Origin of the sequence: Sphaerimonospora cavernae (assembly GCF_042435035.1) — a bacterium.
Taxonomy (GTDB): domain Bacteria; phylum Actinomycetota; class Actinomycetes; order Streptosporangiales; family Streptosporangiaceae; genus Sphaerimonospora; species Sphaerimonospora cavernae.
The window spans coordinates 70,900-97,335 of record NZ_JBHMQT010000037.1 but is presented as its reverse complement, the minus strand read 5'-3'; the positions used below and the strand labels follow the sequence as shown (position 1 = coordinate 97,335).

At 69.1% G+C, this 26,436-nt stretch carries 25 protein-coding genes and 2 tRNA genes; 15 read left to right on the top strand and 12 right to left on the bottom strand.

Annotated features, from left to right (window positions below; genetic code table 11):
• Positions 1-14: 14 nt before the first annotated feature.
• The 5 genes from ACFHYQ_RS17570 to ACFHYQ_RS17550 all read right to left on the bottom strand — a co-directional run bounded on the left by ACFHYQ_RS17570 (position 15) and on the right by ACFHYQ_RS17550 (position 5,900).
• Positions 15-2,360, bottom strand: coding sequence for a polysaccharide lyase 8 family protein (locus tag ACFHYQ_RS17570; RefSeq protein ID WP_394302231.1), 2,346 nt, complete (start codon positions 2,358-2,360; stop codon positions 15-17).
• Between the two features lie 81 nt (positions 2,361-2,441).
• Positions 2,442-3,188, bottom strand: coding sequence for an SDR family NAD(P)-dependent oxidoreductase (locus ACFHYQ_RS17565; protein WP_394302230.1), 747 nt, complete (start codon positions 3,186-3,188; stop codon positions 2,442-2,444).
• Between the two features lie 25 nt (positions 3,189-3,213).
• Positions 3,214-3,993 carry an SDR family NAD(P)-dependent oxidoreductase gene (locus tag ACFHYQ_RS17560; protein WP_394302229.1) on the bottom strand — a complete coding sequence of 260 codons (780 nt, stop codon included), beginning with the start codon at positions 3,991-3,993 and terminating at the stop codon, positions 3,214-3,216.
• A 111-nt stretch (positions 3,994-4,104) separates the two neighbouring features.
• Positions 4,105-4,824 (bottom strand): ABC transporter ATP-binding protein, encoded by a 720-nt coding sequence (locus tag ACFHYQ_RS17555; protein WP_394302228.1) that lies wholly within the window; start codon positions 4,822-4,824, stop codon positions 4,105-4,107.
• Positions 4,821-5,900, bottom strand: coding sequence for an ABC transporter permease (locus ACFHYQ_RS17550; protein WP_394302227.1), 1,080 nt, complete (start codon positions 5,898-5,900; stop codon positions 4,821-4,823). Before ACFHYQ_RS17550 ends, ACFHYQ_RS17555 begins: the two co-directional genes overlap by 4 nt.
• Positions 5,901-6,069: 169 nt before the next feature.
• Here ACFHYQ_RS17550 and ACFHYQ_RS17545 point away from each other — a divergent pair, with 169 nt between their 5' ends.
• Together ACFHYQ_RS17545 and ACFHYQ_RS17540 are read left to right on the top strand one after the other, a co-directional pair.
• Positions 6,070-7,299, top strand: coding sequence for a sensor histidine kinase (locus tag ACFHYQ_RS17545; protein WP_394302226.1), 1,230 nt, complete (start codon positions 6,070-6,072; stop codon positions 7,297-7,299).
• Positions 7,296-8,000: a response regulator gene (locus ACFHYQ_RS17540; protein WP_394302225.1), complete on the top strand. Its 705-nt coding sequence runs from the start codon at positions 7,296-7,298 to the stop codon at positions 7,998-8,000. The genes ACFHYQ_RS17545 and ACFHYQ_RS17540 overlap by 4 nt, the downstream gene beginning before the upstream one ends.
• 37 nt (positions 8,001-8,037) lie before the next feature.
• On the opposite strand, the gene ACFHYQ_RS17535 is transcribed toward ACFHYQ_RS17540, so the two are convergent.
• From ACFHYQ_RS17535 to ACFHYQ_RS17525, 3 genes are read right to left on the bottom strand one after another with little or no spacing between them, the layout of a single operon-like run.
• A complete protein-coding gene (locus ACFHYQ_RS17535) occupies positions 8,038-10,260 on the bottom strand; it encodes a hypothetical protein (RefSeq protein ID WP_394302224.1) in 2,223 nt (740 codons plus the stop codon).
• The gene (locus tag ACFHYQ_RS17530; RefSeq protein ID WP_394302223.1) at positions 10,257-11,264 is read right to left on the bottom strand and encodes a DEAD/DEAH box helicase family protein; all 1,008 of its coding nucleotides are present in this window, start codon (positions 11,262-11,264) and stop codon (positions 10,257-10,259) included. The genes ACFHYQ_RS17535 and ACFHYQ_RS17530 overlap by 4 nt, the downstream gene beginning before the upstream one ends.
• An 8-nt stretch (positions 11,265-11,272) precedes the next feature.
• A complete protein-coding gene (locus ACFHYQ_RS17525; protein WP_394302222.1) occupies positions 11,273-12,754 on the bottom strand; it encodes a hypothetical protein in 1,482 nt (493 codons plus the stop codon).
• A 208-nt stretch (positions 12,755-12,962) separates the two neighbouring features.
• On the opposite strand from ACFHYQ_RS17525, the gene ACFHYQ_RS17520 reads away from it, so the two are divergent.
• Both ACFHYQ_RS17520 and ACFHYQ_RS17515 read left to right on the top strand, forming a co-directional pair.
• A complete protein-coding gene (locus ACFHYQ_RS17520; RefSeq protein ID WP_394302221.1) occupies positions 12,963-14,417 on the top strand; it encodes a DUF4407 domain-containing protein in 1,455 nt (484 codons plus the stop codon).
• 11 nt (positions 14,418-14,428) lie between these two features.
• Positions 14,429-15,940 carry a serine/threonine-protein kinase gene (locus ACFHYQ_RS17515; protein WP_394302220.1) on the top strand — a complete coding sequence of 504 codons (1,512 nt, stop codon included), beginning with the start codon at positions 14,429-14,431 and terminating at the stop codon, positions 15,938-15,940.
• A 112-nt stretch (positions 15,941-16,052) separates the two neighbouring features.
• Here ACFHYQ_RS17515 and ACFHYQ_RS17510 read toward each other — a convergent pair whose 3' ends face one another.
• A complete protein-coding gene (locus ACFHYQ_RS17510; protein WP_394302219.1) occupies positions 16,053-16,403 on the bottom strand; it encodes an STAS domain-containing protein in 351 nt (116 codons plus the stop codon).
• A 502-nt stretch (positions 16,404-16,905) separates the two neighbouring features.
• Here ACFHYQ_RS17510 and ACFHYQ_RS17505 point away from each other — a divergent pair.
• The 11 genes from ACFHYQ_RS17505 to ACFHYQ_RS17455 all read left to right on the top strand — a co-directional run bounded on the left by ACFHYQ_RS17505 (position 16,906) and on the right by ACFHYQ_RS17455 (position 24,518).
• The gene (locus ACFHYQ_RS17505) at positions 16,906-17,115 is read left to right on the top strand and encodes a transposase (protein WP_394302218.1); all 210 of its coding nucleotides are present in this window, start codon (positions 16,906-16,908) and stop codon (positions 17,113-17,115) included.
• Between the two features lie 50 nt (positions 17,116-17,165).
• Positions 17,166-17,693: a hypothetical protein gene (locus ACFHYQ_RS17500; protein ID WP_394302217.1), complete on the top strand. Its 528-nt coding sequence runs from the start codon at positions 17,166-17,168 to the stop codon at positions 17,691-17,693.
• Positions 17,694-17,795: 102 nt separating this feature from the next.
• A tRNA-Thr gene (locus ACFHYQ_RS17495) sits at positions 17,796-17,868 on the top strand.
• 127 nt (positions 17,869-17,995) lie between these two features.
• Positions 17,996-18,069, top strand: a tRNA-Met gene (locus tag ACFHYQ_RS17490).
• Between the two features lie 79 nt (positions 18,070-18,148).
• On the top strand, positions 18,149-18,313 hold the full coding sequence (gene rpmG / locus ACFHYQ_RS17485) for a 50S ribosomal protein L33 (protein WP_036325591.1): 165 nt from the start codon (positions 18,149-18,151) through the stop codon (positions 18,311-18,313).
• 206 nt (positions 18,314-18,519) lie between these two features.
• Complete coding sequence (locus ACFHYQ_RS17480; protein ID WP_394302216.1) at positions 18,520-18,969, top strand: FAS1-like dehydratase domain-containing protein; 450 nt, start codon at positions 18,520-18,522, stop codon at positions 18,967-18,969.
• A gap of 2 nt (positions 18,970-18,971) precedes the next feature.
• A complete protein-coding gene (locus ACFHYQ_RS17475) occupies positions 18,972-19,430 on the top strand; it encodes a MaoC family dehydratase (RefSeq protein WP_394302215.1) in 459 nt (152 codons plus the stop codon).
• 93 nt (positions 19,431-19,523) lie between these two features.
• Positions 19,524-20,000, top strand: coding sequence for a hypothetical protein (locus tag ACFHYQ_RS17470; RefSeq protein WP_394302214.1), 477 nt, complete (start codon positions 19,524-19,526; stop codon positions 19,998-20,000).
• 91 nt (positions 20,001-20,091) lie between these two features.
• Positions 20,092-21,159: a UDP-N-acetylmuramate dehydrogenase gene (locus ACFHYQ_RS17465; protein WP_394302213.1), complete on the top strand. Its 1,068-nt coding sequence runs from the start codon at positions 20,092-20,094 to the stop codon at positions 21,157-21,159.
• A gap of 155 nt (positions 21,160-21,314) precedes the next feature.
• Positions 21,315-21,488 (top strand): hypothetical protein, encoded by a 174-nt coding sequence (locus tag ACFHYQ_RS17460; protein WP_394302212.1) that lies wholly within the window; start codon positions 21,315-21,317, stop codon positions 21,486-21,488.
• 144 nt (positions 21,489-21,632) lie between these two features.
• Positions 21,633-24,518 (top strand): helix-turn-helix transcriptional regulator, encoded by a 2,886-nt coding sequence (locus ACFHYQ_RS17455; protein WP_394302211.1) that lies wholly within the window; start codon positions 21,633-21,635, stop codon positions 24,516-24,518.
• A 1-nt stretch (position 24,519) separates the two neighbouring features.
• Here ACFHYQ_RS17455 and ACFHYQ_RS17450 read toward each other — a convergent pair whose 3' ends face one another.
• From ACFHYQ_RS17450 to ACFHYQ_RS17440, 3 genes are all read right to left on the bottom strand, one after another.
• Positions 24,520-25,089, bottom strand: coding sequence for a TMEM165/GDT1 family protein (locus ACFHYQ_RS17450; RefSeq protein WP_394302210.1), 570 nt, complete (start codon positions 25,087-25,089; stop codon positions 24,520-24,522).
• Positions 25,090-25,502: 413 nt separating this feature from the next.
• A complete protein-coding gene (locus tag ACFHYQ_RS17445) occupies positions 25,503-25,730 on the bottom strand; it encodes a hypothetical protein (RefSeq protein ID WP_394302209.1) in 228 nt (75 codons plus the stop codon).
• A 2-nt stretch (positions 25,731-25,732) separates the two neighbouring features.
• Positions 25,733-26,188: a helix-turn-helix domain-containing protein gene (locus ACFHYQ_RS17440; RefSeq protein WP_394302208.1), complete on the bottom strand. Its 456-nt coding sequence runs from the start codon at positions 26,186-26,188 to the stop codon at positions 25,733-25,735.
• Positions 26,189-26,436: the final 248 nt, after the last annotated feature.

The window sequence follows — 26,436 nt, the reverse complement described above, 5'->3', positions numbered from 1 at the left end:
ATGAACTACCGCCGTTACGACATTCGTACGGTGACCGTCGTCGACGAGCCGGCCAGGTCCGCGAGACGGCCGAAGGTCAACGTGAGCCTGTCCCCGGTCGTGACGCTCACCAGGTCGTCAACCGGCGACGGGTGAACCCCGGCGACCGGCCGGTCCCAGGTGACGGTCAACCCGCTCAGATCACACCGCGGGTCCGACACGGTCAGCGTCGCCGTACCGTCGCCGATCTCCCTGACCAGAACCGCGCACGGACCGTCGGCGGTCAACCCGCCCACGGTTCCGGCGTTCCAGAAGTTGACGGCGGTGATGCCGAGCGACGGAACCTGGATCGCCTGCCGGCGGGCCGTGTTGGCGAGCACCCGCACCCATCCGGCATCGGAAGCCCGGGCACACGTCCGCGCTGGACTCGCGCCCGGCAGGAGCAGGTAAACATAGCCGGCTGATGCCGGGTCGACGCCGTGGTCGAGCCAGAGCGTCACATAGCTCCGGGTCGTCGAGTCGCCCTTACGCTCCTCGCGCAGCCTGTGCATCCGCCCGCCACCTGCTTGAGCGGGCAGGACGTAGCCGCCGTGCCCCTCCAGGTGGGCCCAGCCGGCGGCCTCGTGGACGATCAGCGTCGCGTCGGTCCTCCGGTTGTCCACCACGGTCTCGACCGGGACGCCGTCGGCGCAGGTGATCCCGGCGCCCAGGCAGACCACCGCGTCATCGAGGAAAAGCCACGACTTGAACGCCTCCAGGCTGCTCTCGAAGCCGTGCAGATGCTGTCCGATCATGGCGTACGTGCCATCGGTGGCACCGCCCACCCAGCGGGCCGGCGGACAGGTTTCACCCCACTCCTCGCCGGCGCCGTCGGGCAGTCGCCGAGTGGAGACGGTCGTGCCGGGCAGCCGGTACGGATCGACCGTCTGCCAGTAGCCGTCCGAATACTGGTCGCCGTGGCCGTCGCCGGCCCACCAGCAGAGCATTCCCGAGCCGGTGTGCCAGCCCCGCAGGTTCTCGCCGTTGCCGTACTCATAGTGCGCGACCCGGCTGGAGGCCATGCTGAGCGCCGCGCACCAGTCCGGCCCGCGGTGCACGGCACGGGCACTGCTCGGAAACAGCCGATGGCCGGTCGGCTCGCCCGCCGCCGGGATCGCGTCATCGGTCATGATCGAGGCGAGGCGGGCGTGGAACCCCAGATCGCTGTTCAGCGCCGCCTTGAGCATGGGCCTGCCGCTGTCCGGCACCGCCCACCCCTTCACCATGCCCTGCCAGCGGATGCGCTCACGCGCCGGGGCCGCCTCGCTCAGCAGCAGGATCGCGGCGGCGATCTCGCGTCCCCGCCGGTGGTCGCCGTACGGCTCCCGTCCTATCCCGCGCCCCCGGACGACGTCCATGCAGAAACCGTCGTGTACGAATGGCGCGAAAGACTTCTCCACGAGATCGAAAACGAACTGCCTGCTCCGGTTGTCGATTTCCCACGGTGAGCCGCGCAGCACCGCGAGCAGCGTCGCGACGCCGGTCAGCAGCACGGCGCCGTACCCGCCCTGGTAGGGGACCCTCGTGTGCTGCAGGAAGGAGCCGTCCCGGTGGAACCCGTCCCCCTCGTCGACGTAGGAGAACACCGGGGCCAGCGCCGCGACGGCCAGCGCCGCCCTGCCGGGGTCCGACCCGAGGGCGGCGCGCAGCAGGGTCACCGTGCACAGGTCGACACGGTTCGCCCCGGTGCTGGTGCCGCTGTAATCGTCCAGGCGGCATTCCGGGACGAAATGGTCCACGGCCTTCGCCAGCGCCCCGCCCTGCTCATCCGTCAGGTGTGAACCGATCAGCACTGCGGCGTCAAGCAGCCTTTTCGGGACGCCGATCTCCCAGTCCCACCAGTTGCCGACCGGGTCGGCACCCGCGACGTACACGTGCCGCCGGTAGTGGTCGATGCCGGCCGCGACGGCGGCGCCCAAGCTCGCGTCGCCGGTCACCCCGGTCCCCGGCAGGACGTACGCGCGGGCCATGGCCAGCAGCCGCGCCGGGATGCGGATGAAGGAGGGAAACGCCAGATCGGGCCAGAGCGACGTGACGGTCGGTGCCATGGCGTCCCGGTGCCGGGCAGCCGTCCGCCCCAGCGCCGCCAGGCGTTTCCTGTACGGCTCGGCCGCCGCGTCGAACCCCGACCCCGCCATCACATCCCGCCAGTTGCGGCGCAGCAGGGCGAAGGCATCCGTGAAGGAACCATCCCACGCCCGGTCGACCGTTTCTCCGACGTGTCCGGCGCATGAGGCCCGTACGGCACAGGCCACCGGGATGAGCACTCCAGCCGCGGCGACCCCGCCGAGCTGGAGAAACAATCGCCTGGAATGCAGGGTCCGCCCATTCAGCCGATTCACGCGAAGATTATCACGTGAAAATCCAACTAAATGGGGCTGAAGACGGATTGTCCGACTCGGCCGGGAAGTTTCAGGATGTGCTCACTGGGTGATGGTCCAGCCGCCGTCGACGGGGAGGACGACGCCGTTGATGTACGCGGCGAGCGGCGAGAGCAGGAACAGGATCGCATGCGCGATGTCGTCGGGGTCGGCCATCCGGCCCAGCGGGATCCGCTGTAGGACGCGCTGTCCGACCTCGCTCTCCGCGAAGCCGGTCAGCCGCGGCGTGTCGGTCATCCCGGGGGCCACGGCGTTGCTGCGCACCTCGTGACTGCGGTATGCCGCGAGATGCCGTGTGTACCCGGCGATCGCGGCCTTCGCCGCGCAGTACCAGTCCGATGCGGTGCCGACCACGTTGCCGGCGACGGAGGCGACGTTGACCAGGGCGGCGCCTGTGGGCGTGCCGCCGGACAGCCAGGCGTCGGTCATCCGGCGCATGCTGCCTACCGCGATCCGCAGTGCCTCGTCGAACTCGAACTCGTCCGCCGAGGAGGGCCCGGCGTTGTTGACCAGGTACCGGATGGTCCCGAGCCGGTTTCGGCTCGCGGCGAACCCCGCCGCGATGTCCGCCGGGTTCGACACGTCGGCGCTGACCGCGATCGCCGTGCCGCCGCCTTCGGCGATGCGGGCGACCGTGGCGTCCGCCGCCGTCCCGTTGAGATCCCAGGCGGCCACACGCAGGCCGAGTTCGGCGGCCCGGAGGGCCGTCGCCCGGCCGATGCCGCTCCCGGCGCCGGTGACGAGGACGACGTCCCCGGCGGTGAACCCCAGATGAATGCCGTTCGCCACGTCCACTCCTGATCGTTTCGTCGCTTCAGAGGCCGTATCCGCCGTCCACGTCGAGCTTCTGACCCGTGACGAACCGGGCCCGGTCGGAGGCGAGGAAGCAGACCGCTTCCGCGACGTCGTCGGCGGACCCGAAGGTCCGGAGCGGGATGTTGCCCATGGCGACGTCGAGGGCCCGCTGGTCGAGGTCGCCGGACGCCTGCAGACGGGCCGACATGCCGTCGGTGAGCATGCCGGGGCCGACGCAGTTCACCCTGACGCCGAAACGGCCCTCCTCGGCGGCGAGCCCGCGGGCCAGCGCTTCCACGGCCCCCTTGGGCCCGGCGGACAGGCCGTCGCGTACGGGATACCGGCGGGTGGCCGCGGTGGTCACGGCGACGATCGATCCCCGGGTCTCGCGCAGGGCGGGCAGTACGGCGGCGGCGATGGTGAAGAAGCCGGACACGTCGGCGTGGAGCTGGTCGGCGAACTGTTCGGGGCTGACCCGGGACAGGTGGATCATCGGCACGTGCGGGCCCGCCGCGTGTACGAGTGTGTGGATCGCGCCGAACCTCTCGAGAATCGATTCGACGTACGCCCGCACCGCGTCGGCGTCGGTCAGCGCCACACGTTCGGCCGCCACCGCGCCGCCCTGCTCGGCGATCTCGGCGATCTCGGCGGTCAGCGCCTCCGCGCCCGCGGAGTTGGACCGGTAGGTGAACGCGACGGCCGAACCCCGCCGGGCCAGGTGACGGCAGATGGCCGCGCCGATGCCGCCGGTTCCTCCCGTGACCAGAGCCACGCCCGGCCTGCCCTCGAAGTCCCTCACCGCACGAGCCTCCCAGCGTCTTACGCAAGCAAACGCTTGGTAATAGCAGACACTAGCGGACGGCCCGAGCAGCCCGCATCCCCTCCCCGGCAGACAGTCGAACGGGCCGGATCAGAGCGGGGAACGGCCGCCGCCCACGGCCGCGACCGCCTCGGCATCGTCGCCGGCGGCGAGCCTGCCGTCGGACATGGTGTGTACGGTGTCCACCTTGGCGAGGGTGGCCAGGTCGTGGGTGACCATGACGGTGGCCAGGCCGTTCTGCCTGGTCAGGTCGGCCAGCAGGGAGACGATCCGCTCGCCGCGGTGGTGGTCCAGCGCGCTGGTCGGCTCGTCCACCAGCAGCACCTCGGGCCGGTTCATCAGCGCGCGGGCGATGTTGACGCGCTGACGCTCGCCACCGGAGAGCTGGTGGGGCCGCTTGTGCTCCTTGCCGGCCAGGTCCACGGCATCGAGCAGTTCGCGGGCCCGAGACACGGCCTCGCGCGTCGAGCCTCCCGACAGGTGGGCCATGACCAGGAGTTGGTCGAGGGTGGTCAGCGAGGCGAGCAGGTTGGACTGCTGGAAGACGATGCCGATGTGGTCGCCGCGGATGCGGGTCCTGGCCGCCTGCCCGGCCCGGGTGACGTCGTGTCCGGCCACCCGTACGGTGCCCGAGTCCGGGGTGATCAGGGTGGCGGCCACGGCGAGCAGGCTGGACTTGCCCGACCCGGACGGGCCGACGACCGCGGTGAACTCGCCGGGAGCGACGGAGAGATCGACGTGGTCGAGCGCGGTCAGCCTGCGGTCCCCGTCGGGGTAGGTCAGCACGATGTCGGACAGGACGAGGCTCATCGGGAGGCTCCCAGGGCGGTCAGCGGGTCGACAGAGGTGATCTTTCGGATGGCCAGCGCGGCGCCCAGCGCGCCGAGTGCGATCATCACGGCGACGGGGACGACGGTCGTCGAGATCGACAGGACGAACGGGACGGTGCCCTCGGCCAGCGCCCCCAGCCCGGCACCGATGGCGCCGCCGATGCCCGCGCCGAGCAGCAGCACGATGACGGCCTGGGCGAGCGCGTCGCGCAGCAGGTAGCCGGTGCTCGCGCCGAGCGCCTTCAGCACGGCGACGTCGGCGCGCCGCTGGATCGTCCACACGGTGAAGAACGCCCCGATGACCAGCGCCGAGATCGCGAACAGGAACCCGCGCATGAGCTGCAGCGAGCCGTTCTCCGAAGAGAAGGAGCCGATGGCCGCGGGCGCGGCGGCCAAGGGGATCGTGGTCGTGCTGAGGCGCGTGTCGACAGCGGCGAGATCCGTGTCTCCGGTGGTGCGCAGCGCGAGCACGGTGGCGACCGTGTCGGCGCCGCTCTGACGGCCCATCCACTCCCAGTCGCCGATGCCGATCCACGCGACGGGAGCGTGGCTGTAGGAGGCCTTGCCGCCGATGCCCGCGACCGTGAAGTCGCGGCCCGAGATCCGCACGTCGTCGCCGGTGGTCAGCCCGGTGTCGGCGGCCAGCGCGGCGGACAGGACCACCTTGCCGGTGTCCACCGTGGCGCCCGACCCCTTGGCGAGGGAGCCGCCCGGCTCCACGCCGAACAGCGCCGTCGCCGCCCCCGTGCTTTCGTCGCCGAAGGTGAGCCGGCCCATGGTGATGCCGAGCCGTTCGACCGCGGAGACACCGGCGACCTTCCGCCACTCCTGCCAGGTCGTCTCCGTGATCCGGCTGTCGGAGAACGACGGCTTCTCGGACTTCGAGAAGACGACGCGGTCGGCCGGCAGCCCTTCGATCGCCGAGATGTTCTCCTGCGCCAACCCGGCGGTCAGACCCGACAACATGGTCACCAGGAGCGTGATGAGCAGGACGACCGCGCCCATGAGGGCGAACCGTCCCTTCGCGAAACGCAGGTCTCTCAGCGCCACGAACACGGCGCATCCCCCCGTTTTGACTGGGCTGAACTGGACAGGTTCAGCCTGTCCCGGCGACCGCTCTCACACATCGTGAAGTCGATCAGACCGAGTTCGCTCCTTCGGTCACCCGGACATCCACCTTTCGAACGATGTGCCAGGTGGCATGGGGTGCATACCCTGAGAAAGAATGATGGACTTTCCGTTCCCGCCCGCGCTCAGGCTGCTGCGGTGGGCCATCCACGGCACCTTCGCCGTCCTGCTGGTGATCGCGGTCGCCGGGGTCGTCCGCTCGGGAGGTACGGCTCTGGCGGTCGGCGGTGGCCTGCTCGGCCTGCTCTACGGCGTGGGGATCTTCATCGAGGGGCGGCTGTCGCATTTCGGCGGCCGTACGCACCTGGTCCTCGGGCGGAGCTGGCTGGTCGTGATCACATTCGGCTGGGCCGCGCTCGCGCTGAACGCGCCGAAGTTCGTCTGGCTGGCCTTCCCGCTGTTCTTCGCCTATCTCCACCTGCTGCCGTTGGCGGTCGCGCTGCCCGGCGTGGCCGTACTGACCGCGGCCGCGATCGCGGCGGCCGGCTGGCACGCGGGCGGCGTGCACGCCCCACAGGTGATCGGTCCGTCCCTCGGCGCGGCGGTCGCCACCCTCATGGCGCTGGTCTACAAGGCGCTCTACTCCGAAAGCGAGCAGCGCCGCCTGCTGATCGACGATCTGGTCCGCACCCGCGGGATGCTCGTCCAGGCCGAGAGCGACGCGGCCCGCCTGGCCGAGCGGGAGCGCCTGGCCAGGGAGATCCACGACACGCTCGCCCAGGGCATGTCCAGCATCATCCTGCTGCTCCGCGCCGCCCACCGAGACCTGCGGGACCGGCCGGCGGACGCCGAGCAGCGCATCGCCGAGGCCGGGCGCGCCGCGCAGGAGAACCTGGAGGAGGCGCGCAACTTCGTCCGCGCGCTGGCGCCGCCCGCCCTGCAGCACTCCTCCCTGGTCGAGGCGCTGGGCAGGGTCAGCGACTCGGCCGCGGCCGGCACCGCCACGCGGGTGCGGTTCGAGGTGTCCGGGGCTCCCGTACCGCTGCCGGCCGACTACGACGTCGCGCTGCTGCGCATCGCCCAGGGCGCACTGGGCAACGTCAGCCGCCATTCGGAGGCCGACAACGCCCGGGTGACCCTCACCTACCTGGATGACATGGTCATGCTGGACATCTACGACGACGGTCGCGGTTTCGACCCGGCGGCGCAGCCGGCCGCGGAGACCAGGGACACCGGGGACACCGGCTTCGGTCTGCGTGCGATGCGCGACCGGGTGGCCGCGCTGGGCGGCGCGCTCACGGTCGAGTCCGCGCCCGGAGAGGGCACCGCCGTCGTCGCCACCCTGCCACTCGGCAGGGGAGAGGGCGAGGGAGAAGAAGGCCGATGACGTCGCCGATCCGCATCCTCCTGGTGGACGATCACCCCGTGGTGCGCTCGGGCATCCGCGCGATGCTCGCCGGGCAGCCCGATTTCGAGCTGGTCGGGGAGGCCGCCACCGGCGAGGAGGGCGTCGAGGCGGCCCGCCGGCTCCGCCCGGACGTCGTCCTGATGGACCTCCAGCTAGGCGCGGGCATGCACGGCAGCGAGGCCACCAGGCTCATCGTCGCCCTGGACACCGTCGCCCTGGACACCGTCGCCCTGGGCACCGCCGCCACGGACACCACCTCCCTGGGCACCGCCGCGATCGCTCCCCGGGTGCTCGTGCTCACCACGTTCGACACCGATGCCGACATCGTGGCCGCGATCGAGGCGGGAGCCACCGGCTACCTGCTCAAAGACGCACCTTCCGACGACCTGCACGCCGCGATCCGCTCGGCCGCGACCGGTGCCAGCACGCTGGCGCCCAGCGTCGCCTCCCGCCTGCTGGGCCGGGTACGCACCCCGCGGGCCACGCTGAGCCCCAGGGAACTGGAGGTCCTCGGCCACGTCGCCGCCGGGCTGTCCAACCGGCAGATCAGCAAGCGGATGTTCCTGAGCGAGACCACCGTCAAGACCCACCTGGTGCACATCTACACCAAGCTCGGCGTCGACTCCCGCACCGCCGCCGTCGCCACCGCCACCAAGAAAGGCCTCATCCGCCCCACCTGATCCCCAGTTCCAGGGATCGATCCGCTCCCCGCCGAGGTCAAGTCTCCTTCCGGTGGTGCTGACCCTTCCGCTGCGACCGCCCCGAAGACTCGGGCAGTCGGTCGGGCAGCCGGTCGGGCAGCCGGAAGAAGCGGAAGAACAGCAGGACTCCGCAGATCGCGAGCGCAGCCATGGCTAAGATCATGAGAATGGTTTTGAAGGATAGGCCAGGTTCCTGTGGGGTGTCAGTCGCAACGATGATGGATGCGTTCTGCTCGGCGGCCTGCTGCTGGTAGACGCGGTCGGCCAGGTCCTTCGCCGCCTGCTGGGGATTGTTCCGCCCCGTCTCAATGCTCTTCTGATCAAGATGCCCTGAGATCCTGGTCAGGATGCTGCGAAGCGTGACGTCCACGGAGGTGTTGGCGATGACGATCAGCTGCCGTTTCGGTAGCCGGTCCCTCAGCAGGTCCGAACGCCGGTAGTCCTCGAAGTCGCGGTCCCCGGGCATGATCGCGGCCGTGGCGGTCTTCTGCCGGAGCTCCCGCATAAGATCCTGAGCCGGTGTCGGGTGCAGCCGAAGTCCGGGATAGTGCTGCTTCAACTCGTCTTCGAAGCCTTGGCCGAAGTTCTCCGGCACGAGGACATCAACCGGGGTGGCGCCATCTTTCAGGTCGGCCTCCAGATCCTTGCGTGTGATCTGACCGGAGTCGAAGAGCAGGACATCTCGGCTGACCCACGGGAGGGCCGCAACCTTGGTCAGGTGCTGCTCAGTCAGCGCGGTCGACAGCAGGTCCCGGAGTTTCTCAGAGGTCGTGGCCGGAACATCGCCATGCCGCAAAAGGCGCAGGATGTCGAGGTCGTAGGTGATTACCACGGTTGGTTCGATGCGGAGGCCGATGGGATTCGTTTCGTCGACATCGTCAGCGACAGCCTCGTACCCCTCGTGCTGGAGCGCTTCGCCTATGAAATGGGCGACGTACGACTCCGTCGATTCGGCTGACGCCTGGACGTAGATCTTCGGCGGCGGAGCGGCTACCGGCCCTTCGGAAGGCGCGGCATCACGATCGGGTAGAAAAACGATCAAAAGTGCGGCGACCGCGGCCGCCACCATCGCCGTAAACAGCCATGGCAGTGGATGGGAAAGTTTCTTCCCGAGGCGCTGATGCCACGTGAGCCGGGTGGGCTTCTTGTCCTGAGTGAGATGCCGCATGGATTCGGGGAGGATTTCGGTTGGCTTGCCGGGGTGTTGGATTTCCACCGGCACCGATTCTGGGGACACGGGGACCCAGTCAGGATCGCCCGCGGAGTAGATCTCTTCGGGCTGGGGACGGGTGTCGTGCTGCTGTGACGGACGGCAGGCATGTTTGAGTAAACGCAGCGCCTCGTCCCGATGGTCGGAGTCGATAAACGAGAGAGACTTCGTTTGCTGGGCGAGTGATCCGATGACTTGAGGCAAGGGGACATCGGATGAGCCAAACGCGTCGAAGTAGCTCCGCGCCAGTTCAGCGGCATTGGCGGGGATTTCCGCCTGTTTCCCCCAGGCGATGGGATGAGCCCCTCCTGGAGCGTGCCGGGCGAAGAACAGCCTGATCTTGTACTTTGCCGGGCTGCTGTCCCAAGCTGTGCTGCTGATCCAGGTGGCCGCGGTCAGGCCCGCCCGCATCCCGTACGGGAGCAGCGCCGCGACGGTGTCGAGAAACCGCAGGCGCTCACGCATGGAGACGCCCTCGGCACCTGTCACACACACGGGTTCGCCTGTCATGAGCAATGCTGCGGCGGACTTCGCGGCGGACAGCGTCTCCGATGTCGACGGCACAACGGCCCGTGGGTCGAGCGCCGGTACGACCACGGCCTCTGGTGGGGGCAGTTCCAGCGTGTGTCTTGAAAAGGCATCGTAGAGGGACTCGTACGTCACCGGATGCCCGGCGAGATCCTTGTACGGCACGCAGAACCAGCGAGTGTGGGCGATCCTTCGATCGGTGCCGTCTCGGTGCTCGGACCACACCTGGATTGCCAGCACCACGTAGCGGACATGGTCCCTGCTCGTCACCCTCGCGATCGTCACCTGGGGCAGCTGGGGGGAGATGCCGGTGGCGTACCGGCTTCTCATCTGCTCGAACGCCGTCCTGCCGAGGGGCTCTTTGCTGTTGTTAGTCTTTCTGCTATCGATAGTCTTTTTGCTGTCGTCCAGGATTTCGTAGTCGTCGAAGCTGCCGGACCGCTTGCCTTCGAGGGCCCATTCGAAGGGGATCATCCGTACGACGCGGGTCTCGTCGTTCAACGGGGGATCACCCCGGCCGGGTTGGTGGCGGCGAGGCGCTGGCCGAGCCAGAGCATGGGCTCGACCACGTTGATCGGGCGGACCTGGCCGCGTACGCGCAGGCCCTGGCCGGGCTCCTGGGGCAGCAGGTTCTCCGAGTCGTCCCAGTCGAAGACGTTCCTGTGCCGGTCCATGAAGAACCCGATCGACGAGGTGACGAAGAACTGGATGCGGTCGGGGTGGAAGTACTTGCCGAGCGTGTTGAGGACCAGCTCGGCATGGCCGCTCCGCGAGATCCGGCACAGCTCGCGGAAGAGCGTCTGGGCGTCCTCGTCGCTCACCTTGGGGAAGCCGTACGGATCGTCGGGCTCGACGTTGATCAGGTGCTGGCCCATCGCCGTGTCCAGCACCCGGCGGTCGTCGAACTTGGTGATGCAGACCGCGATGTGGTGGGGGAGCTTCCCGTCCTGCATCTCGTCGGCGGCGAGCATCCGTTCGGCGAGCCGGGTGAGCGGCGCGTGCAGGTGGTCGAAGGCGTCCCCGACCTTGAACTCCCGGATCGGATCGAAGAGGAAGACGATGCCCCGGCCCTGCGTCAGGCTGTCCAGCAGTTCCCGCTGGCGGAGGTCGGCGAGACCTTCGGCGGCCCGCCCACCCGGGGCGTAGAGGCCGCCAGGCGCATCGATCATGTTGATGCGGATCCGGGGCTGGGCGCCGAGCTTCGGCTTGCGGCGCCACCACCTGGTCTTCCTGGCCGTGGGGCCGATCAGCATCCAGTGATATCGCTCCACGACCTTGCTCGCTTCGGGGAAGACCCGGCCGCCCGACAGCTCACTCGTCTTGTCGATGAGGTAGTCGGTGGACGCCGGGTCGGAGCCGACGATCTTCCAGTCGTCGTTCCGGCGGGACAGGGCGATGGACAGGGCGGCCAGGAAGGTCGTCTTGCCGCTGCCGGGGGCGCCCCACATGGAGATGCCGTGGGAGCCTCCATGGGAGGTCTGCCCCGGCGTGACCTCAACGGGCATGCGTGGTCTCACTCCGTATCGTCGATGAGGGGGAACGGGATGCGGCCGACGACGGGTGCGGCCAGTCCGAGGTCGGCGGTCAGCTCCCGGACGTCGAGGGCGTCGAGGTGCGCGAGCGCGCTCGTCCCCAGGTAGCGCCAGATCAGGTGTGCGGTGCGTGCCCGGTCAGGTGATTGGTCCCAGATCGCCCCGAACACGGTTCCCGGCCGGCTTCCGAGGTGCTGGAACATCGTCTGCCAGTCGTGCCGATGGGGGCACGGCAGGACTCCCGACCGGTCGGCCCGGGCGGGGTGCGGCGGCCGATCGCCCACGGTGAGCAGGACTGTCGGCGCGGGACGATGCTGGTCGAGGCCGTCCACGGCCGTCCCCTCCCGAAGGAGCCGCCGGACCACGGTAGCCAGCATGTCCTCGAGCTGCGCGGCATGCGGATGGTAGGGGAAACCTCGGGTGATCGCCCCACGCTCCTCCAGCAGGCGCAGTCCGGCCAGGGCATGTTCGGGCGTGGCCCGCCATGCGGTGACCTCGACCGGATGCTCCGGGGCGGACTGATCGAATGAGTGCGCGCCGTACGCGAGGAGGGAGACCCGCAGCCGGTCGCCGAACTCGGCGGCGAGGAACGCGATGACCTGGTGGGCACGTCCGAGCCGCTCGATCACCTTCTCGTCCGGGCCGCAGATCTCGACCCCGCAGATGAGGTGCGCCGCACGGGTCGCGGGCGGCAGCAGGGACGGTACGGACGCGATCAGCTCGCCCCAGCCGCGCGGATCTTCAACCAGCCCCGGCAGACCGGTGAAGCGGACCTTTCCGGCACGCACCAGCTCGGCCGTCAACGTGTAGGTCCCTGGGACGAGATGGACGGACGCGACGGAAAGCAGACGCGGCTCCCGGCCCTGCCAGGTGACCACGGCGAATGCTGTGCCGTACTCGTCGCCGGGCTCGCATCGGACGGTGACGTCGGTGAGCGTGCCCGGGCGTGTGCCGACGGGGAAGAGTTGTCTGCCCCCCAGATCGAGTCGGCCGGTCGCGGGGTCGGGCCGCAGGACGACCAGGTCGTACGACCGTGTCAGCGGGTCGTCGCGGATGGCCTCCTTGACGAGCCCGGCGACCGGCGTGTCGGTCGAGTAGACGTCCGGGGGATGGGCCTGGCACAACCATTCGAGCGCCTGCTCGGCCGCCGGGTTCCCGGCGACGGAGCGCGCGAGGACGACCTCGGAGATGTCTCCCGGGTGCGCCTGGGAGACGGCTGTGACGGTCTGGAGCACGGCATCCCGACCGGCTGTGGGGTCTTCCTGCGCGGACGCCGCGGTGAGATCGGCCCAGGAACTGAACCAGCGGCGGGCGCGGGGCGTGCCGTGCTCGTCCTGGTGGATGGCGAACGTGGCGATGCCGTCGGCTGCGGCCTCCACCACGATGAGGCAGTCGGTGCCGGTGAGCAGTGCCACGGCCCGGGCGAGGGCCTTGCGGAGCAGGTCCTTGTCGGGCTCCGACACAGGGGGATCCTCCGTCATTGTGTCGAATTCGTTATGTCGCTGTCCTCCAAATTTAAACTAACTCGTCCAGAAGGTGGCGACTTGTCCCATGTGCCGAAACTTCCTGTCGTGCCATAGCCGTGGGGGCAACTACGATATCCCGAGTTAAGGGGGTTTGCGACGTTCCAAAGCGCCGCTTGAAGGTGAGACTCCATTCGCAAGGAGAAGCGTGAGGCGTTTTCTGATCAACCTGTCCGGGGCGCGGCCCGAGGTTCTGCAGCGCTGTCCGACCGAATACGGCAAGTTCGAGGGCATCGGCGGCGCCGTCCTCACCACGAGCGTCCTCGCGGTCGTCTCCATGACGTTCGCGCTGCACAGCGCCCTCGGGGTCAACCTCTTCCTGGCGATCGTGGCCAGCCTCCTGTGGGGGTTGGCGATCTTGAGTCTCGACCGGTGGTTGGTCAGCACGCTCAGGGCGGACGCGTCGCTCCGCCATCGGCTGTTCACGGCCCTGCCGCGGTTTCTCATGGCGCTGCTGCTCGGTTTCGTGATCTCCACACCGTTGGTGCTCCAGATTTTCAAGGGCGAAATCGACGCCCAAATTGTGGAGATCAAGCAGCGGCGTGCCGACACGTTCACCGCGCAGCAGAAGCAGGGCAATGTGGGCAAGGACGTCACCCAACTCCGCGGGGAGGTGGCGGCCCTGGAGAAGGTGATCTCCTCCGGCGGTGACGTCCCCATCGATCCGGCCCAGGACCCGAAGATCAAAGCGCTGACCGAGGACCGGGCGAACGAGCAGAAGCGCGCCGACAAGCACTACAAGGAATGGCAGTGCCAGCTCTACGGGGGGCCGGCCTGCCCGAAGAAGGGCGACGGCCCCCTCGCCCAGGACAGCAAGCGGGCGTACGACAAGAACAAGCAGCGCATCGACCGGCTCAACCGGCAGATCGACAAGCGCAAGAAGGAGCTCACAGCCAGCGACGACGCGGCCAAGCAGACCCGGCTGGCCAGCGCGCAGGAGTCGCTGCCGAAGGCCCGGGCGGAGCTGGACGCCGGGCTCAGGCGGCAGGCCGACCTGCAGGCGTCCTTCGACGCGGAGAACATGGCGACCAACGGCATCCTGATCCGGCTTCAGGCGCTCAACGAGGTGACCGGCACGGACACGACGCTCGGGATCACCCGGCTGCTGCTGTTCCTGCTGTTCCTGGTCATCGAGTGTCTCCCGGTCACGGTCAAGCTGATGCAGCGGCCGGGGAACTACGAGAAGGTGCTCGCGCTCGCCGAGCAGCACGAGTTCCGCGACGCCCGCAGCAGCTTCACGCCCGGCTTCGCCCCCAGGTCGTCGGCCACACCGATGCCGGCGGAGCCCGCCCACGGCTCCGGGAATCTGTGGTCCATCTGGAACGAGTCCCGCCTCGGCGACACCGGGCCTCAGCCCACCGTCGTCCTGACCGAGACCGACCAGCGGCCGTACCGCGGACCGACGGGCACCCGCGTGGAGCCGGCGCCCGGCTTCCGGCGGGAGCCCGAGCCTGAACCCGGATACGAGCCCAAATACGAGCGCGAGTACGGGTCGCCGGACGACGAGGCGCTGCGCGGGATGACGGACACGCGGACCGTGCACCTGCCGGGCCGGGGCTCCCAGCACTCCGGCGGGGTCGAGCTGCTCCCGGATGACGACTGAGGCAGCCGGACATGACGGGACGGTTGATCAACGGCCGCTATGAGCTGCTGTCCCAGCTCGGCCAAGGTGGCATGGGCAAGGTCTGGCTGGCGGTGGACAGGAGACTCGGACGCAGGGTCGCCCTGAAGGAGATCGTGCTGAAGCGCTCCGGCAGTGAGCCCGTCGCCGTCCAGCGGGGGCGGGCCCGGCGGGAGGCGCAGGCCCTCGCCCGGATCAGCCATCCCTCGGTCGTCGAGATCCACGACGTGTTCGAGGAGGGGGACACGCTGTGGATCGTCATGGCCCACGTCGAGGGCGAGTCGCTGAGAGACCGGATCTCGGCCGGGCCGCTCGGCGAGCGGGAGATCGCCGGCATCGGGCGGGACGTGCTGGGCGGGCTGACGGCCGCGCATGCGAAGGGCGTGCTGCATCGGGACGTCACGCCCGCCAACATCCTGCTCGGCCGCGACAACAAGGTCTTCCTGATCGATTTCGGCATCGCGCGGATCGACGGCACGAGCGGACTCACCGAGCGGAACGCCCGGGTGGGAACAATGGAGTACATGGCCCCTGAGCGGTTCAACGGCACCCAGACGGGACCGCCCTTGGATCTGTGGTCGCTCGGCGTCACCTTGTACTACGCCCTGGAGGGCCATTCGCCGTTCAGGCGTGACACCGACCCGGCGACTCTGTGGGCCATCGCCGCAGAACCCCTCCCGCGCCCCCGGCGGCAGGGTCCGCTGTTCGACGCGATCGCCGGGCTGCTCGAAAAGGACCCCGGGCGGCGGATGCGGGCCGCCGAACTGGACCGGAGACTGGCCGAGATCGTGAGGCCGGCCCCCCGCACAGATCGGTACCGGTCCCAGCGCCTGCCGCGACCCCCGGCCAAGCCCCCCGTTGTGCATCCGACAGCCCGGCCCGGCCCGTACGAGCCGGCGGGAGGCATGCCGGGCACGCCGGACCGTCCGCTGCCCGGGCTGTCCGGGCCGTCCGGGCCGTCCGGGCCGAACCGTGGCCCGCACGTACGGCTCACGCCGGAGGCGCTGTGTGCGGCGGGGCCGGTGAAGGGCGGCCGGTCGCTGCTCGCGCGGCCCCCACACGAGGCGGCCTCGCTGCTCGCCGCCGTCGGACCGAGAGCCGGCGGGCCGCTGCTGGACGGGATGACCGCCCAGCCGGCCCGGGCGGCCGCCGTGCTCACGCTGCTGCCGAAGACGACGGCGGGGCGGACGGTCAACCACATGTCCGCCGAGGGAGCTGCCGAGCTGTTCCGGGTGCTGCCGCCCGGCCAGGGGGCGGGCATCCTGGCGTACGCCGACGAACGGGTCGTCGCGGAGGTCCTCCGTACGCTCGGCGTCGCCTCCGCGACGGTGCGACTGGTCGAGGCCATGACGTTGCAGCGGGCATGGCGGGTGCTCGAGTATGTGCCGCCGGCCCTCATCGCCGACCTGCTGCCCGAGTCCCTGGACGGCCGCGGCCATCGCCTGCTCAACGGGCTCAGCGGGCCGGTGCGTGCGGAGGTCGCTCGGCTTGCCCGGCCCACCTGACCGCGCCTGCGTTGGGGGAGGAACTGAAGAAGGACTGGCCTCGCGCAGCCTGCGACAATGCCGTGACAGGAAGTGAAAATTTCACGTACTCTAATTTGTCCGACTTTGCCGATCAATGGGCGGGAGGGTCGGCCACCACGTCGGCGACCGAGTCGAACACGGGGAACAGGCGGGTGAGGTTGGTCCAGCGCAGGATGCGCAGGACCTGTCCGCGCGGCCCGATGAGCGCGAGATCGCCCTCCTTCTCGCGAAGGTTGTGCACGAGCCGCACGAGCAGCCCCACACCGGTCGTGTCGATGAAATGGAGCTCGCTCAGATCGAGGGCGAGCCAGGGGCCGCGGTCTGTGATCAGCTCGAGCAGGGGCTCGCGGAGCTCACCCGCCGCGTGCAGATCCAACTCACCGCGCAGTCCCATCACCGCCCAGCGGGTGTGATCAGGTGTCTGTACCGTCCACGTCTCCACGGTGGTTCCTCTCGTTCTTCTCGCCGTGGACGCGTCGAACGCGCTGTCATCGCCTAAACATTGTCATCGTATAAACAACAGGGCACCGACGAAGTAGGTCGTGCCCGACAAAGCATGCCCTGCTGTGCGTGGAACGCCCGTCCGGGTCTCCGCTCGCTATGGGCAGCATTTGTCAAGCACTCTCGACCACGCGCTGTCGTCACCGAGACAAGCGCGGGACAAGCTCGGTCTTACCGAGAGTAACGCTTTTCCTCCGCAGCGTCGATTCGGGAAGGTAAAGGCTGTCGTCCCTGCCAGCGAAAAGTTCCCTTAAAACGCGATTGTCGCCATTTATGGGTTTCATCTGTTCTGTCCGATCGTGGCGCCACCTGTCGTGATCTTGGAGCGCGTGAGTGGTGCATGGTGAGATCGCGTGCACAGGGGGGCGGCTTGACGCTGAAGCATGGCTGTGACCTGTGTCATTGCCGGATAAGGGTGGGAAAACACGATAGCTTGTACTGCTGTGAGCAGCCGATGGGTGGGACCCGACGGGTACGAGATCGAGCCGGCGCACCTTGGCGGCCGGCAGGTCCTGCGCATCCGCCGCCACGGCCGGCTCGTCGCCGACTGCCTGTCCGTTGAGGATGTCGCCCGTCACGTCGACCTCGCCGACCTGTGCGAGGTGTTTCCGTTTCCCGGACGGAACGGGGACGCGCGGACCGCCGCCCGATAGCCGGAGTATCCCTTCCAGCCTCTGGGCACCAGACTCGCGAGGGGGACTTCATGCGCCTGATCGACGCGCCTTCGGCGCACCTGTCCATGCCGGATCCGCGGCGTGTCTCTCCGTCCGCCGCCGGTCTCGGCACAGTCTTCGTGAGCGCGGTCCTTGTGAGCGCGGTCACCCTCGGAGCGGTCGCCTGCGGTTCGACCGGTACGGCTCAACCGGACGGCAGGAGGGCCATCCCCGAGACCCCGGTCTACGTGATGAACCTCTACGCTGCCGAGCAGGGCAGGGCGGATCAGCGGCCGGCAGACCTTGTGATCTCCGAGTTCACCACGCTGAACGGGGTGACCTGGCGCACCTGGGGCCCCACGAGAGCCATCGGGACGGGCGGGCTGAGTGGATCTTGGTGCCTCCCCGCGTGCGCCGACACGCCGTACGCGGCGACGGTGACGCTCAGCGGCGTGGTGCCGGTGCGCGGCAAGGGCTACTTCACCCGATATGAGATCGTCGCCGATCTGCCACTTGACCTGCGGGAACAGGCCGACCTCAGGGGGTCCGTCCCCGGACCGGAGAGCACGGGACGCTGAGGCCCCAAGTGGCCGTACGACGAGCCGAAGATCGGATTCGCGTCGTTCGTCGTGGCCGTGTATGGTTACACCTGTCCGCCAGGGCGAGAGCGCAGGCGGCCTGCCCCTATAGCTCAGTCGGCAGAGCGTCTCCATGGTAAGGAGAAGGTCAACGGTTCGATTCCGTTTGGGGGCTCTGGCTGAAAAGTCCTGTCCGGGCGTTCTCGGATGGGGCTTTCGGTTTGGCGGGGGCCCGGTCCATGTGCGCGAGTTGCCGCGAAGGTCGGGTATCCTTGCGTGGCCGGTTCGAATTCGCCGGTCCAGGCGGAGTAGCTCAGTCAGGCAGAGCAAGCGGCTCATAATCGCTGTGTCGCCGGTTCAAGTCCGGCCTCCGCTACTACCCTCGTCGGCTCCGTGTATGTCGCGGTTCCGGCTCGGGTTGTCCAGTAGTCCCAGACGCAGAAAGGCACTCCCACGTGGCTGCCACAGACGTTAGGCCGAAGATCACGCTGGCCTGCCAGGAGTGCAAGCACCGCAACTACATTACGCGGAAGAACCGGCGCAACGACCCGGATCGGCTTGAGCTGAAGAAGTACTGCCCCAACTGCAAGACGCACCGGGCGCACCGCGAGACCCGATAGCGCCGAAGGCTCCGGCCAGCCAAGACCAGCACGACCGGCGTTCCCGTACGGGACGCCGGTTTGTCATGTCCACACCCATCCGGGTGCGTCGAGTCGGTGGCTCCTCGCAGCGCGCCGCAGGTTCTCGCGGGTTCTTGCGTTGGGCGGGGACCGGGTGACTGCTACCGTCGCCTCGAAAGCTCTTGGCGTGAAGGAGCACCGGCCTGATGGCGTTGAACCGTGAGTTCGTCGGGCGGGCGTACGAAGCGTCCGTCCCCTATGAGGTATCCCGGGTGAAGATCGCAGAGTTCGCCACCGCGATCGGCGATCAGAACCCGATCTACCACCGTGAAGACGCCGCCGTCGCGGCAGGACACCCGGACGTGGTCGCACCGCCGACCTTCCCCATCGTGTTCAGCATGTCCGCGGCCGGCGAAGCGTTCGGCGATCCCGAACTCGGGCTCGACTTCGCCATGGTGGTCCACGCCGAGCAGCGCTTCGAGTACGAGCGGCCCATCTACGCGGGGGACCGGCTGCACTGCACCACCACGATCACCGAGATCCGCAGCGTGGGCCGCAACGAGTTCCTGACCCTCCGCAGCGATGTCAGCACCGGCGAGGGCGAGTTGGTCTGTCGGGCCTACAACACCATCGTCGAACGAGGGGGAGCGGCGTGACCATGACGGCCAAGCCTGGGGCCGCCAAGGGCGGAATCGCGACGGTCAAGTACGACGAGGTGGAGGTCGGCCAGGAGATCCCGGCCGTCGGCTACCCGGTGCGCCGGGTGAACCTCGTGATGTACGCGGGAGCCTCCGGCGACTTCAACCCCATCCACTGGAACGAGCGCCACGCCAAGGCGGTCGGGTTGCCCGACGTCATCGCCCACGGCATGTACACCATGGCCCAGGGCGGGCGTTTCATCACCGACTGGGCGGGTGATCCGGGCGCGGTGGTGGACTACGGCGTCCGCTTCTCCTCGATGGTCGTGGTCCCGGACGACGACGAGGGCGCCACGGTCTCGATCAGTGGCCGGATCGAGGAGAAGCTCGACGGCAACCGAGTGATCGTGGTCCTCACCGCGAAATCCGGCGACTCCCGGGTCCTGTCCAAGGCCCGCGCCATCGTCCAACTCGCCTGACTCCTCAACCGACCCCCGACCCGAACCCGCCGTGCCGTGAGCTTTTCCAAGATCACGCCATTGGGTGGGGTGGGGGTGGGTAGCGGTCGGGATGTGAATGAGGGAAGCAGTAAAGACGATCGCCGCGAACGCGACCGGTCTGAACGCGGAGCTGGACACGATCGGTGTGAGCGTGAGGACGCGGGGACGCGCATCGAGGACCCGGTCGTCTCGCAGCGGGAGAGCGAGGACGTCGCCGGTGTCGCGGCAGAGGAGCAGGTGCCCGGGAGGACCGGCGACGCGATAGGGGGAGCGATGCCGCGGCCCCGGGCCGAGGCCGCCGGCGCGGCGGCGGACACCGTGGGTCCTGCCGAGATCACGGAGGCCAAGCGCGACATCGCCCCCGGTGGCACGATCGAGACCGCTCTGACGGAGTCCGGGACGGAGTCCATGGTCGCCTCGCAACTGCTGTGGGACGGCAGTTCGGCCACGTCGAGGATCGACAGATCGATCGCCCAGGCGGAAACGGAAGCGGAAACCGACGCGGACGACGAGGACTCTGACTCGGACACGGGCTCCGACTCGGATTGAGGAATATCCTGGTCCGGCCGGCGCGGCCCGGGCCGGGAATCCGGCCGGGAATCCGGGCCGGGAATCCGATGAGGAGCCGCTGAGAGGACGTATGGCCGACCGGTTGGCAGGGGTACGGCTCGCGCCGTACACGACGTTGCGATTGGGCGGGCCCGCCCGAGCCTTCAGCGAGGCCCGATCTCCGGAGGAGATCGTCGGCATCGTGGCCGAGGCCGACCGCGAGGGCGAGGCAGTGCTGGTCCTGGGCGGCGGCAGCAACCTCGTCGTGTCCGACGACGGATTCGACGGCCTCGCCGTACACGTGTCCAGCGAAGGGGTCGACGTCAGAGCCGACGCGGACGGGAACGGCGAGCGGGTCGTGGTCACCGCGCAGGCGGGTGAGGACTGGGATGCCCTGGCCGCCCGATGCGTCGCCGAAGGATGGTCGGGGATCGAGTGCCTGTCGGGCATTCCCGGCAGGGTCGGCTCGACGCCCATCCAGAACGTCGGTGCGTACGGCCAGGAGGTCGCCCAGACGATCACGGAAGTCCGGGTGTACGACCGGATGACCGGGCAGACGCGTGACCTGTCGCCTGCCGAGTGCGGCTTCGCTTACCGGCACAGCGCGTTCAAGGACGACCAGGGGCGCCATGTCGTGCTGGCGGTCACCTACGTCCTGCACAGGTCCGATATGTCGGGGCCGATCGCGTACAAGGAGTTGGCGGTACGGCTCGGCGTGGGGCTGGGCGAACGGGTGCCGCTGGCCGAGGCCCGCGCCGCCGTGCTCGACCTGCGCCGGGGCAAGGGCATGGTCCTCGACCCCGCCGATCCGGACACCCGCAGCGCCGGTTCGTTCTTCACCAACCCGGTCCTCACCGCGGAGCAGGCGGCCGACCTGGAGTTGCGTGCCCCCGGTCACCCCCGCTGGGAGATGCCGGACGGCTCGGGCTCGGTCAAGGTGCCGGCCGCCTGGCTGATCGAGAACGCGGGGTTCCCGAAGGGGTACGAAAAGGGGGCTGTGCGCATCTCGACCAAGCACACGCTGGCCCTCACCAACCCCACGGGCGCGGCGGCCACCAGCGATCTGCTGGCCCTGGCGGGGGAGGTCCGCGACGGCGTGTACGAGAAGTTCGGCGTGCTGCTCGTGAACGAACCCGTCATGGTGGGGGTCTCTCTCTGAGCCGTCGGGACCCCGGATAAGACGTCATGAGGATGTCTTAGGGGACCTACGCCCAAAGATGGGGCGATAGATAAGGCATCCGCCCGATGTGGCAACAGGGGTCTTAGACCGAACCTTGAGTGTGTAAGCGAAGGCACACGCAAGGGGAGACCACGATGGGTCCGGAGCTGCACTACCAGATGATCATGAGTCGTACGGCCGAGCTCAGGGCGGAGGCCGCCCGGCAGCGTCTCGCCCGTGAGGCGCGGGCCGCGAGGAAGGGGGACGAGCCGTCCGGCGGTGAGCGGCATCGCTCGCGTGCCGTCTTCGGCAAGCTCCGCACGTCATGACCCGCGTTCGAAGGCCCGGCCGGATCCTCCCTCCCGGCCGGGCTCGGCAGCCTCCCTGAATGGTGTCCGGCATGTCGCTAAGTGCCTGGCGAACCCACGAAAAATCCGGCGAAACGCGACAGGGGACATGACATGCTTGAGGTCATGACGCACCGCGCAGTGAGTCCTGTCTTCGTCGGGCGGGAAGCGGAACTGGAGACCTTGAAAGAGGCCTTCGACCAAGCCCGCAAGCAGGCCACGGCGGCGGTGCTCCTCGGAGGCGAGGCCGGCGTCGGGAAGACCCGGCTGATCGGCAGCTTCGCCGAACAGGCCGGTCAGCAGGACGCCCACGTGCTCGTCGGGGGCTGCGTGGAACTGTCCGCCGAGGGTCTCGCCTACGCTCCGTTCACCGCGGCGCTGCGGCAGCTCGTCAGAGAGACGAGCGCGGCCGAGGTGGCCGCGCTCCTACCAGACGGCGCCGCCCGCGACCTGGCCCGGCTCCTTCCGGAGTTCGGCGAGCCCAGCGGGGACGGCGAGACGGAGACGGCGCGCGCCCGGCTCTTCGAGCTGATCCTCATGCTGCTGGAACGGCTCGCGGAACGGCGACCCGTGGTCCTCGTCATCGAGGACGTCCACTGGGCCGACCGGTCGAGCCGTGATCTGATCGCGTTCCTCAGCCGCAACCTCAGGGCGTCGCCGGTCCTCATGGTCATGACGTACCGGTCCGACGAACTGCACCGCACGCACCCCCTCCGGCCGGTGCTCGCCGAGCTGGGCCGGGTCGAGGGAGTCGTACGGATCGAGCTGCCGCGCTTCACCCAGGACGAGGTCGCCGCGCAGATGGCCGGCATTCTCGGCGTCACACCGGAGTTCACCAAGGTGGACACGGTCTTCGCGCGAAGCGGCGGCGTCCCGCTGTTCGTGGAGGCGCTGCTCGACTCCGCGGACGACTGCACGGTCCCCGACTCGCTCCATGACCTGATCCTCGGGTCGATCGAGCGCCTGCCCGAGGAGACCCAGCGGGTGCTCCGTACGGCCGCGGCCGGAGGCATCCGGGTGGGCCACGCACTGCTCGCCTCGGTCAGCGTGTTGTCCGACACCGAGCTCGAGGACGCACTGCGGCCCGCGATAGCGGCCAACGTCCTGCAGGTGGCCGACGGGGGAGCGTACGCGTTCCGGCACGCGCTCATCCGCGAGGCCGTACACGACGAACTGCTGCCGGGCGAGCACGCCCGGATGCACGCGCGATATGCCGAGGAGATCGAACAGGACCGGTCGCTCGTGCCGCCCGGCCGGGCCGCCATCGAGATCGCCCACCACTGGTACGCGGCGCGAAACGACCAGTGGGCGCTGACCTCGGCGTGGGACGCGGCGGGGAAGGCCGCCAGGTCGTTCGCGTACACCGAGCAGATCCAGCTGCTCGAACGCGTGCTGACCCTGTGGGACAAGGTGCCGGACGCCGCCGAGCGGATCGGCGTCGACCACGTGACGATCTTGGAACGTGCCTCCGAGGCGGCGTACGTCAGCGGCGACATGGACCGCGGGCTGAAGTTCGTCCGGGCCGCGCTCAGTGAGCTCGACGAGGAGACGGCGCCCGAACGGGTTGCCGAGCTGCTGGTGCGCCGGGCCAACATCAACAGCCAGAAGGGCAAGTCCGGTTCGCTCGACGACCTCCGGCGTGCCGAGCGTCTGGTGCCGCTGCCGACCGAGGCACGGGTCAACGTCCTGACCCGGCTGGGCACCGTGCTCATGCTGACCGAGCAGACCATCGAGGGCACCACCTTCACCGAGGAGGCGCTGCGCATCGCCCGCCAGATGGGCGACGAACGCCTGGAGGCCGACCTGCTGCTCAACCTGGCGCTCGGCCACTCCGTCTCCGGAGCCCTGGACCGGACGGTCGAGACGAACGATCACGCGCTGCGCATGGGGAGACGGCTGAGCTCGCCCCGCATCGTGCTGCGCGCGCTGGCCAACAACGTGGACGCGCTCGACAAACTCGGCCGGTCGGAGGAGGCCGTCGAGCTCGCCGTCGAGGGCGAGAAGCTCGCCCGGCAGTACGGCAGATATCGCCATCAGGGGGTGTTCATCGCCAACAACCGGGCGGAGGCGCTGACGTCGCTCGGCCGCTGGGACGAGGCGATCGAAGTCGTCGAACACGCGATGCGGATGGGCTCCACCCTGCGTAACCGCTGGCACATGCTGCGGGTGAAGGCGGAGATCGCCATCGGGCGGGGTGAGGAGGACCTCGCCCGGGAGTTCCTCACCGAGATCGGCGCCTTCGCCCCGCGCTCGGATGAAACCGCCCAGGAGCATGCGAACAACGCGTTCCTGCTGCTCACCTGGCATCTGCTGCGCGGTGAACCGCTGAAGGCGGTCGAAGTCGCGGAGAAGATCCTGGCCGAATCGGTGCCGGCGAAGAAGGACACCCTGGGCTGGCGGCTGCTCGCCACCATGCGGCTCGTCTGCGACGCCGCCGCGCCCGTCGACGCCGTCCGGGTCGCGGCGCTGCGCGCGGGGACCGGCGACCTGGCCGCCGACATGCGCGGCAACGGGGCGGCGTGCGCGGCATACCGCCTCGTCCACCAGGGCGACTTCGACGCGGCGGCCCAGGCGTGGCGGCAACTGGGGCGGCCATATGTCCGGGCCGAGGCGCTGCTGCACGCGGCCGCCGGGTCCGCCGGAGCGGGTGACCGTGAGGGGGCCGCCGACCGGCTGCGCGAGGCGCATCCGGTCGCCATGTCCCTGCGGGCCACCCCACTGGTGACCCGGATCGAGACCCTCGCCCGCCGCGTCGGCACGCCCCTCGACGACGATCCGGTACGGCAGGCCGCCGCGTCGGCACAGGCTGTCGCATCGGCGGCGCTGACCCGGCGTGAGCTGGAGGTGCTCCGGCTGGTGGCGGCCGGGCGCGGCAACCGCGACATCGCGGCCGAGCTGTTCATCTCCGCCAAGACCGTCAGCGTCCACGTGTCGAACATCCTGCCCAAGCTGGGTGTCTCCACCCGGGCCGAGGCGGCGGCCGCCGCCCACCGCCTCTCCCTCCTGGGCTGAATCACGTCAGGAGCGGCTCGGCCAGCAGGAGCAGGCCGAAGGCGGCGAAGGCGGCGGCCGCGCCGTACCTGATCCACTTCTCGGGCAGGTGGGAGCCGAGCCAGCGGCCGACGAGGATGGCCAGGGCGTCGGCCGCGACCATGCCGATCGTCGAGCCGATCCACGTGCCGAACCAGCCGTGCTGGGTGGCCAGCGTGATCGTCGCGAGCATGGTCTTGTCGCCGAGCTCGCTGAGGAAGAACGCCGCGGCGACGGCGAAGAACGCGTTCCGCGTGGTCCTGGCCGCCTTGGCCGACTCCGCCTCGGTGAGCTCGTCGCCGCGCAGCGTCCACGCGGCGAAGCCGAGGAACGCGATCCCGCCGACGATCGAGATGGCGGTGGTCGGCATCGCGCCGCCGACCACCTGGCCGAGGGCGACGCTCGCCAGGTGTACGGCCGCGGTCGCCGCCGTGATGCCGGCCAGCACCGGCAGCGGCTTGAACCTGGTCGCGAAGGTCAGGGCCATGAGCTGGCTCTTGTCGCCGAGCTCGGCCACGAAGATGACCGCCAGGGAGATCCAGAAGGCTTGCACTGGCCGCCTTTCCGTAAGGCGCGGCCGGGCCGCCGTTCCGTACCGGGGGAGTTCTCCGGACAGGTCTTCGGCCCGGCAGCATGATGGACATGACTGTCGGGCCGAAGGTCTCGTCCGCCGCACGGGCTCCACGACCGGGCACGAGCGCAGAACGCTAGGCCAGTATGTCGATCAGTGGATTTCGGACTACTCCCCTTCGGATGCCCCCGAGTCTAACCGCCCCCGGCCGGTCCGTGGCCCCCTCCGGGTGCGATCGGGCGATCGACTCACTGCTCAGAGATCAGTGGTCGGGGTCCGCTGCGGTGAACCCTCCCGGGGGTGGGAACACCCAGGCGGGCAGCCGCGGAGAGTCACTCATCACTTCACGCCGTACCTCTGCCGTCACGGGCCCACGGTAGCAACGCGGGGCCGCCTCAACGGATAAGCAGTCCCGAATGGCCGAGTTCATGAGGCGGCGGAGCTTGACCAGCTTCTCTTCGGGGATATCCCGGTCGATTGGCGGCGAGATTACGCTGCATCTCGTCAAGGATGTCGTTGGTCCATCTGGCCTGCACACGGCCCGTCATCGCGAAGCGAATGAGCAGGTCGCGGAGCGTGTTGCCGTAGAGCACGTTGGCATCGTAGATCACCACATGGCTCATGATCAGATGCCCAGCTCCTGGCCCAGCGCGGCCAGTCGGTCAGCCGCGGCCCGCCGTTCGGCGTCGTCGCGGCGCTTGTATTCCTGGAGGGCCTCATAGGTGATGCGCCGATGCCTGCCTACCAGGCGGAAGGGAATCTCGCCCGTCTCCAGAAGCTTGATCAGGTACGGCCGTGACACATTCAGCATGTCCGCCGCCTCCTGGGTGGTGAGTTCGGCGTGAGACGGGATGACCGTCACGCCTCGCCCTTCTGCAGCCTGGGCAAGGATGAAGGCGAGCAGGCTCACGGCCTCACGGGGCAAGACCAACGCGTCCTCGCCGCCATGCTCACCTGCGACAGGGATGGCCGCCTGCCCGGGATGCCGCATCAGATAGTCCTTGATCCGACGCATCGCGCGGCCGGCTACCTCGGCGTCGATCGTTCCCGGGCGAACACGTTTGGCCTGGACGTCTGCCATGCCAACCTCCTCATTCGCAGTATCCGCAACAAGTGAAGTAAACGCAACACCACCCGTCCGGCGTCGCCTACAACCAGTCGAAAGTGGACGCCGTCGTCGGTACCGCAGTGTGGATGGGTTCGCTCTCGCGACTTAACTGTGGAGGCGTACCTAACGCCGCCCGCTCCTGAGGTGGTCGGCGTAGCTCGGCATCACCGATGACGACAGCTACGGCCGCCGGGTCCTCGCCGTTCTCACCTACCTGAACA

What these genes read in the sequence shown, in the direction of transcription:
- ACFHYQ_RS17555 (WP_394302228.1), bottom strand. Translation starts at nt 4,824, where the DNA reads ATGAGCCTCGTCCTGTCCGACATCGTGCTGACCTACCCCGACGGGGAC.
- ACFHYQ_RS17545 (WP_394302226.1), top strand. Translation starts at nt 6,070, where the DNA reads ATGATGGACTTTCCGTTCCCGCCCGCGCTCAGGCTGCTGCGGTGGGCC.
- ACFHYQ_RS17540 (WP_394302225.1), top strand. Translation starts at nt 7,296, where the DNA reads ATGACGTCGCCGATCCGCATCCTCCTGGTGGACGATCACCCCGTGGTG.
- ACFHYQ_RS17530 (WP_394302223.1), bottom strand. Translation starts at nt 11,264, where the DNA reads ATGCCCGTTGAGGTCACGCCGGGGCAGACCTCCCATGGAGGCTCCCAC.
- ACFHYQ_RS17515 (WP_394302220.1), top strand. Translation starts at nt 14,429, where the DNA reads ATGACGGGACGGTTGATCAACGGCCGCTATGAGCTGCTGTCCCAGCTC.
- ACFHYQ_RS17500 (WP_394302217.1), top strand. Translation starts at nt 17,166, where the DNA reads ATGCGCCTGATCGACGCGCCTTCGGCGCACCTGTCCATGCCGGATCCG.
- ACFHYQ_RS17480 (WP_394302216.1), top strand. Translation starts at nt 18,520, where the DNA reads ATGGCGTTGAACCGTGAGTTCGTCGGGCGGGCGTACGAAGCGTCCGTC.
- ACFHYQ_RS17475 (WP_394302215.1), top strand. Translation starts at nt 18,972, where the DNA reads ATGACGGCCAAGCCTGGGGCCGCCAAGGGCGGAATCGCGACGGTCAAG.
- ACFHYQ_RS17465 (WP_394302213.1), top strand. Translation starts at nt 20,092, where the DNA reads ATGGCCGACCGGTTGGCAGGGGTACGGCTCGCGCCGTACACGACGTTG.
- ACFHYQ_RS17460 (WP_394302212.1), top strand. Translation starts at nt 21,315, where the DNA reads ATGGGTCCGGAGCTGCACTACCAGATGATCATGAGTCGTACGGCCGAG.
- ACFHYQ_RS17455 (WP_394302211.1), top strand. Translation starts at nt 21,633, where the DNA reads ATGACGCACCGCGCAGTGAGTCCTGTCTTCGTCGGGCGGGAAGCGGAA.
- ACFHYQ_RS17445 (WP_394302209.1), bottom strand. Translation starts at nt 25,730, where the DNA reads ATGAGCCATGTGGTGATCTACGATGCCAACGTGCTCTACGGCAACACG.
- ACFHYQ_RS17440 (WP_394302208.1), bottom strand. Translation starts at nt 26,188, where the DNA reads ATGGCAGACGTCCAGGCCAAACGTGTTCGCCCGGGAACGATCGACGCC.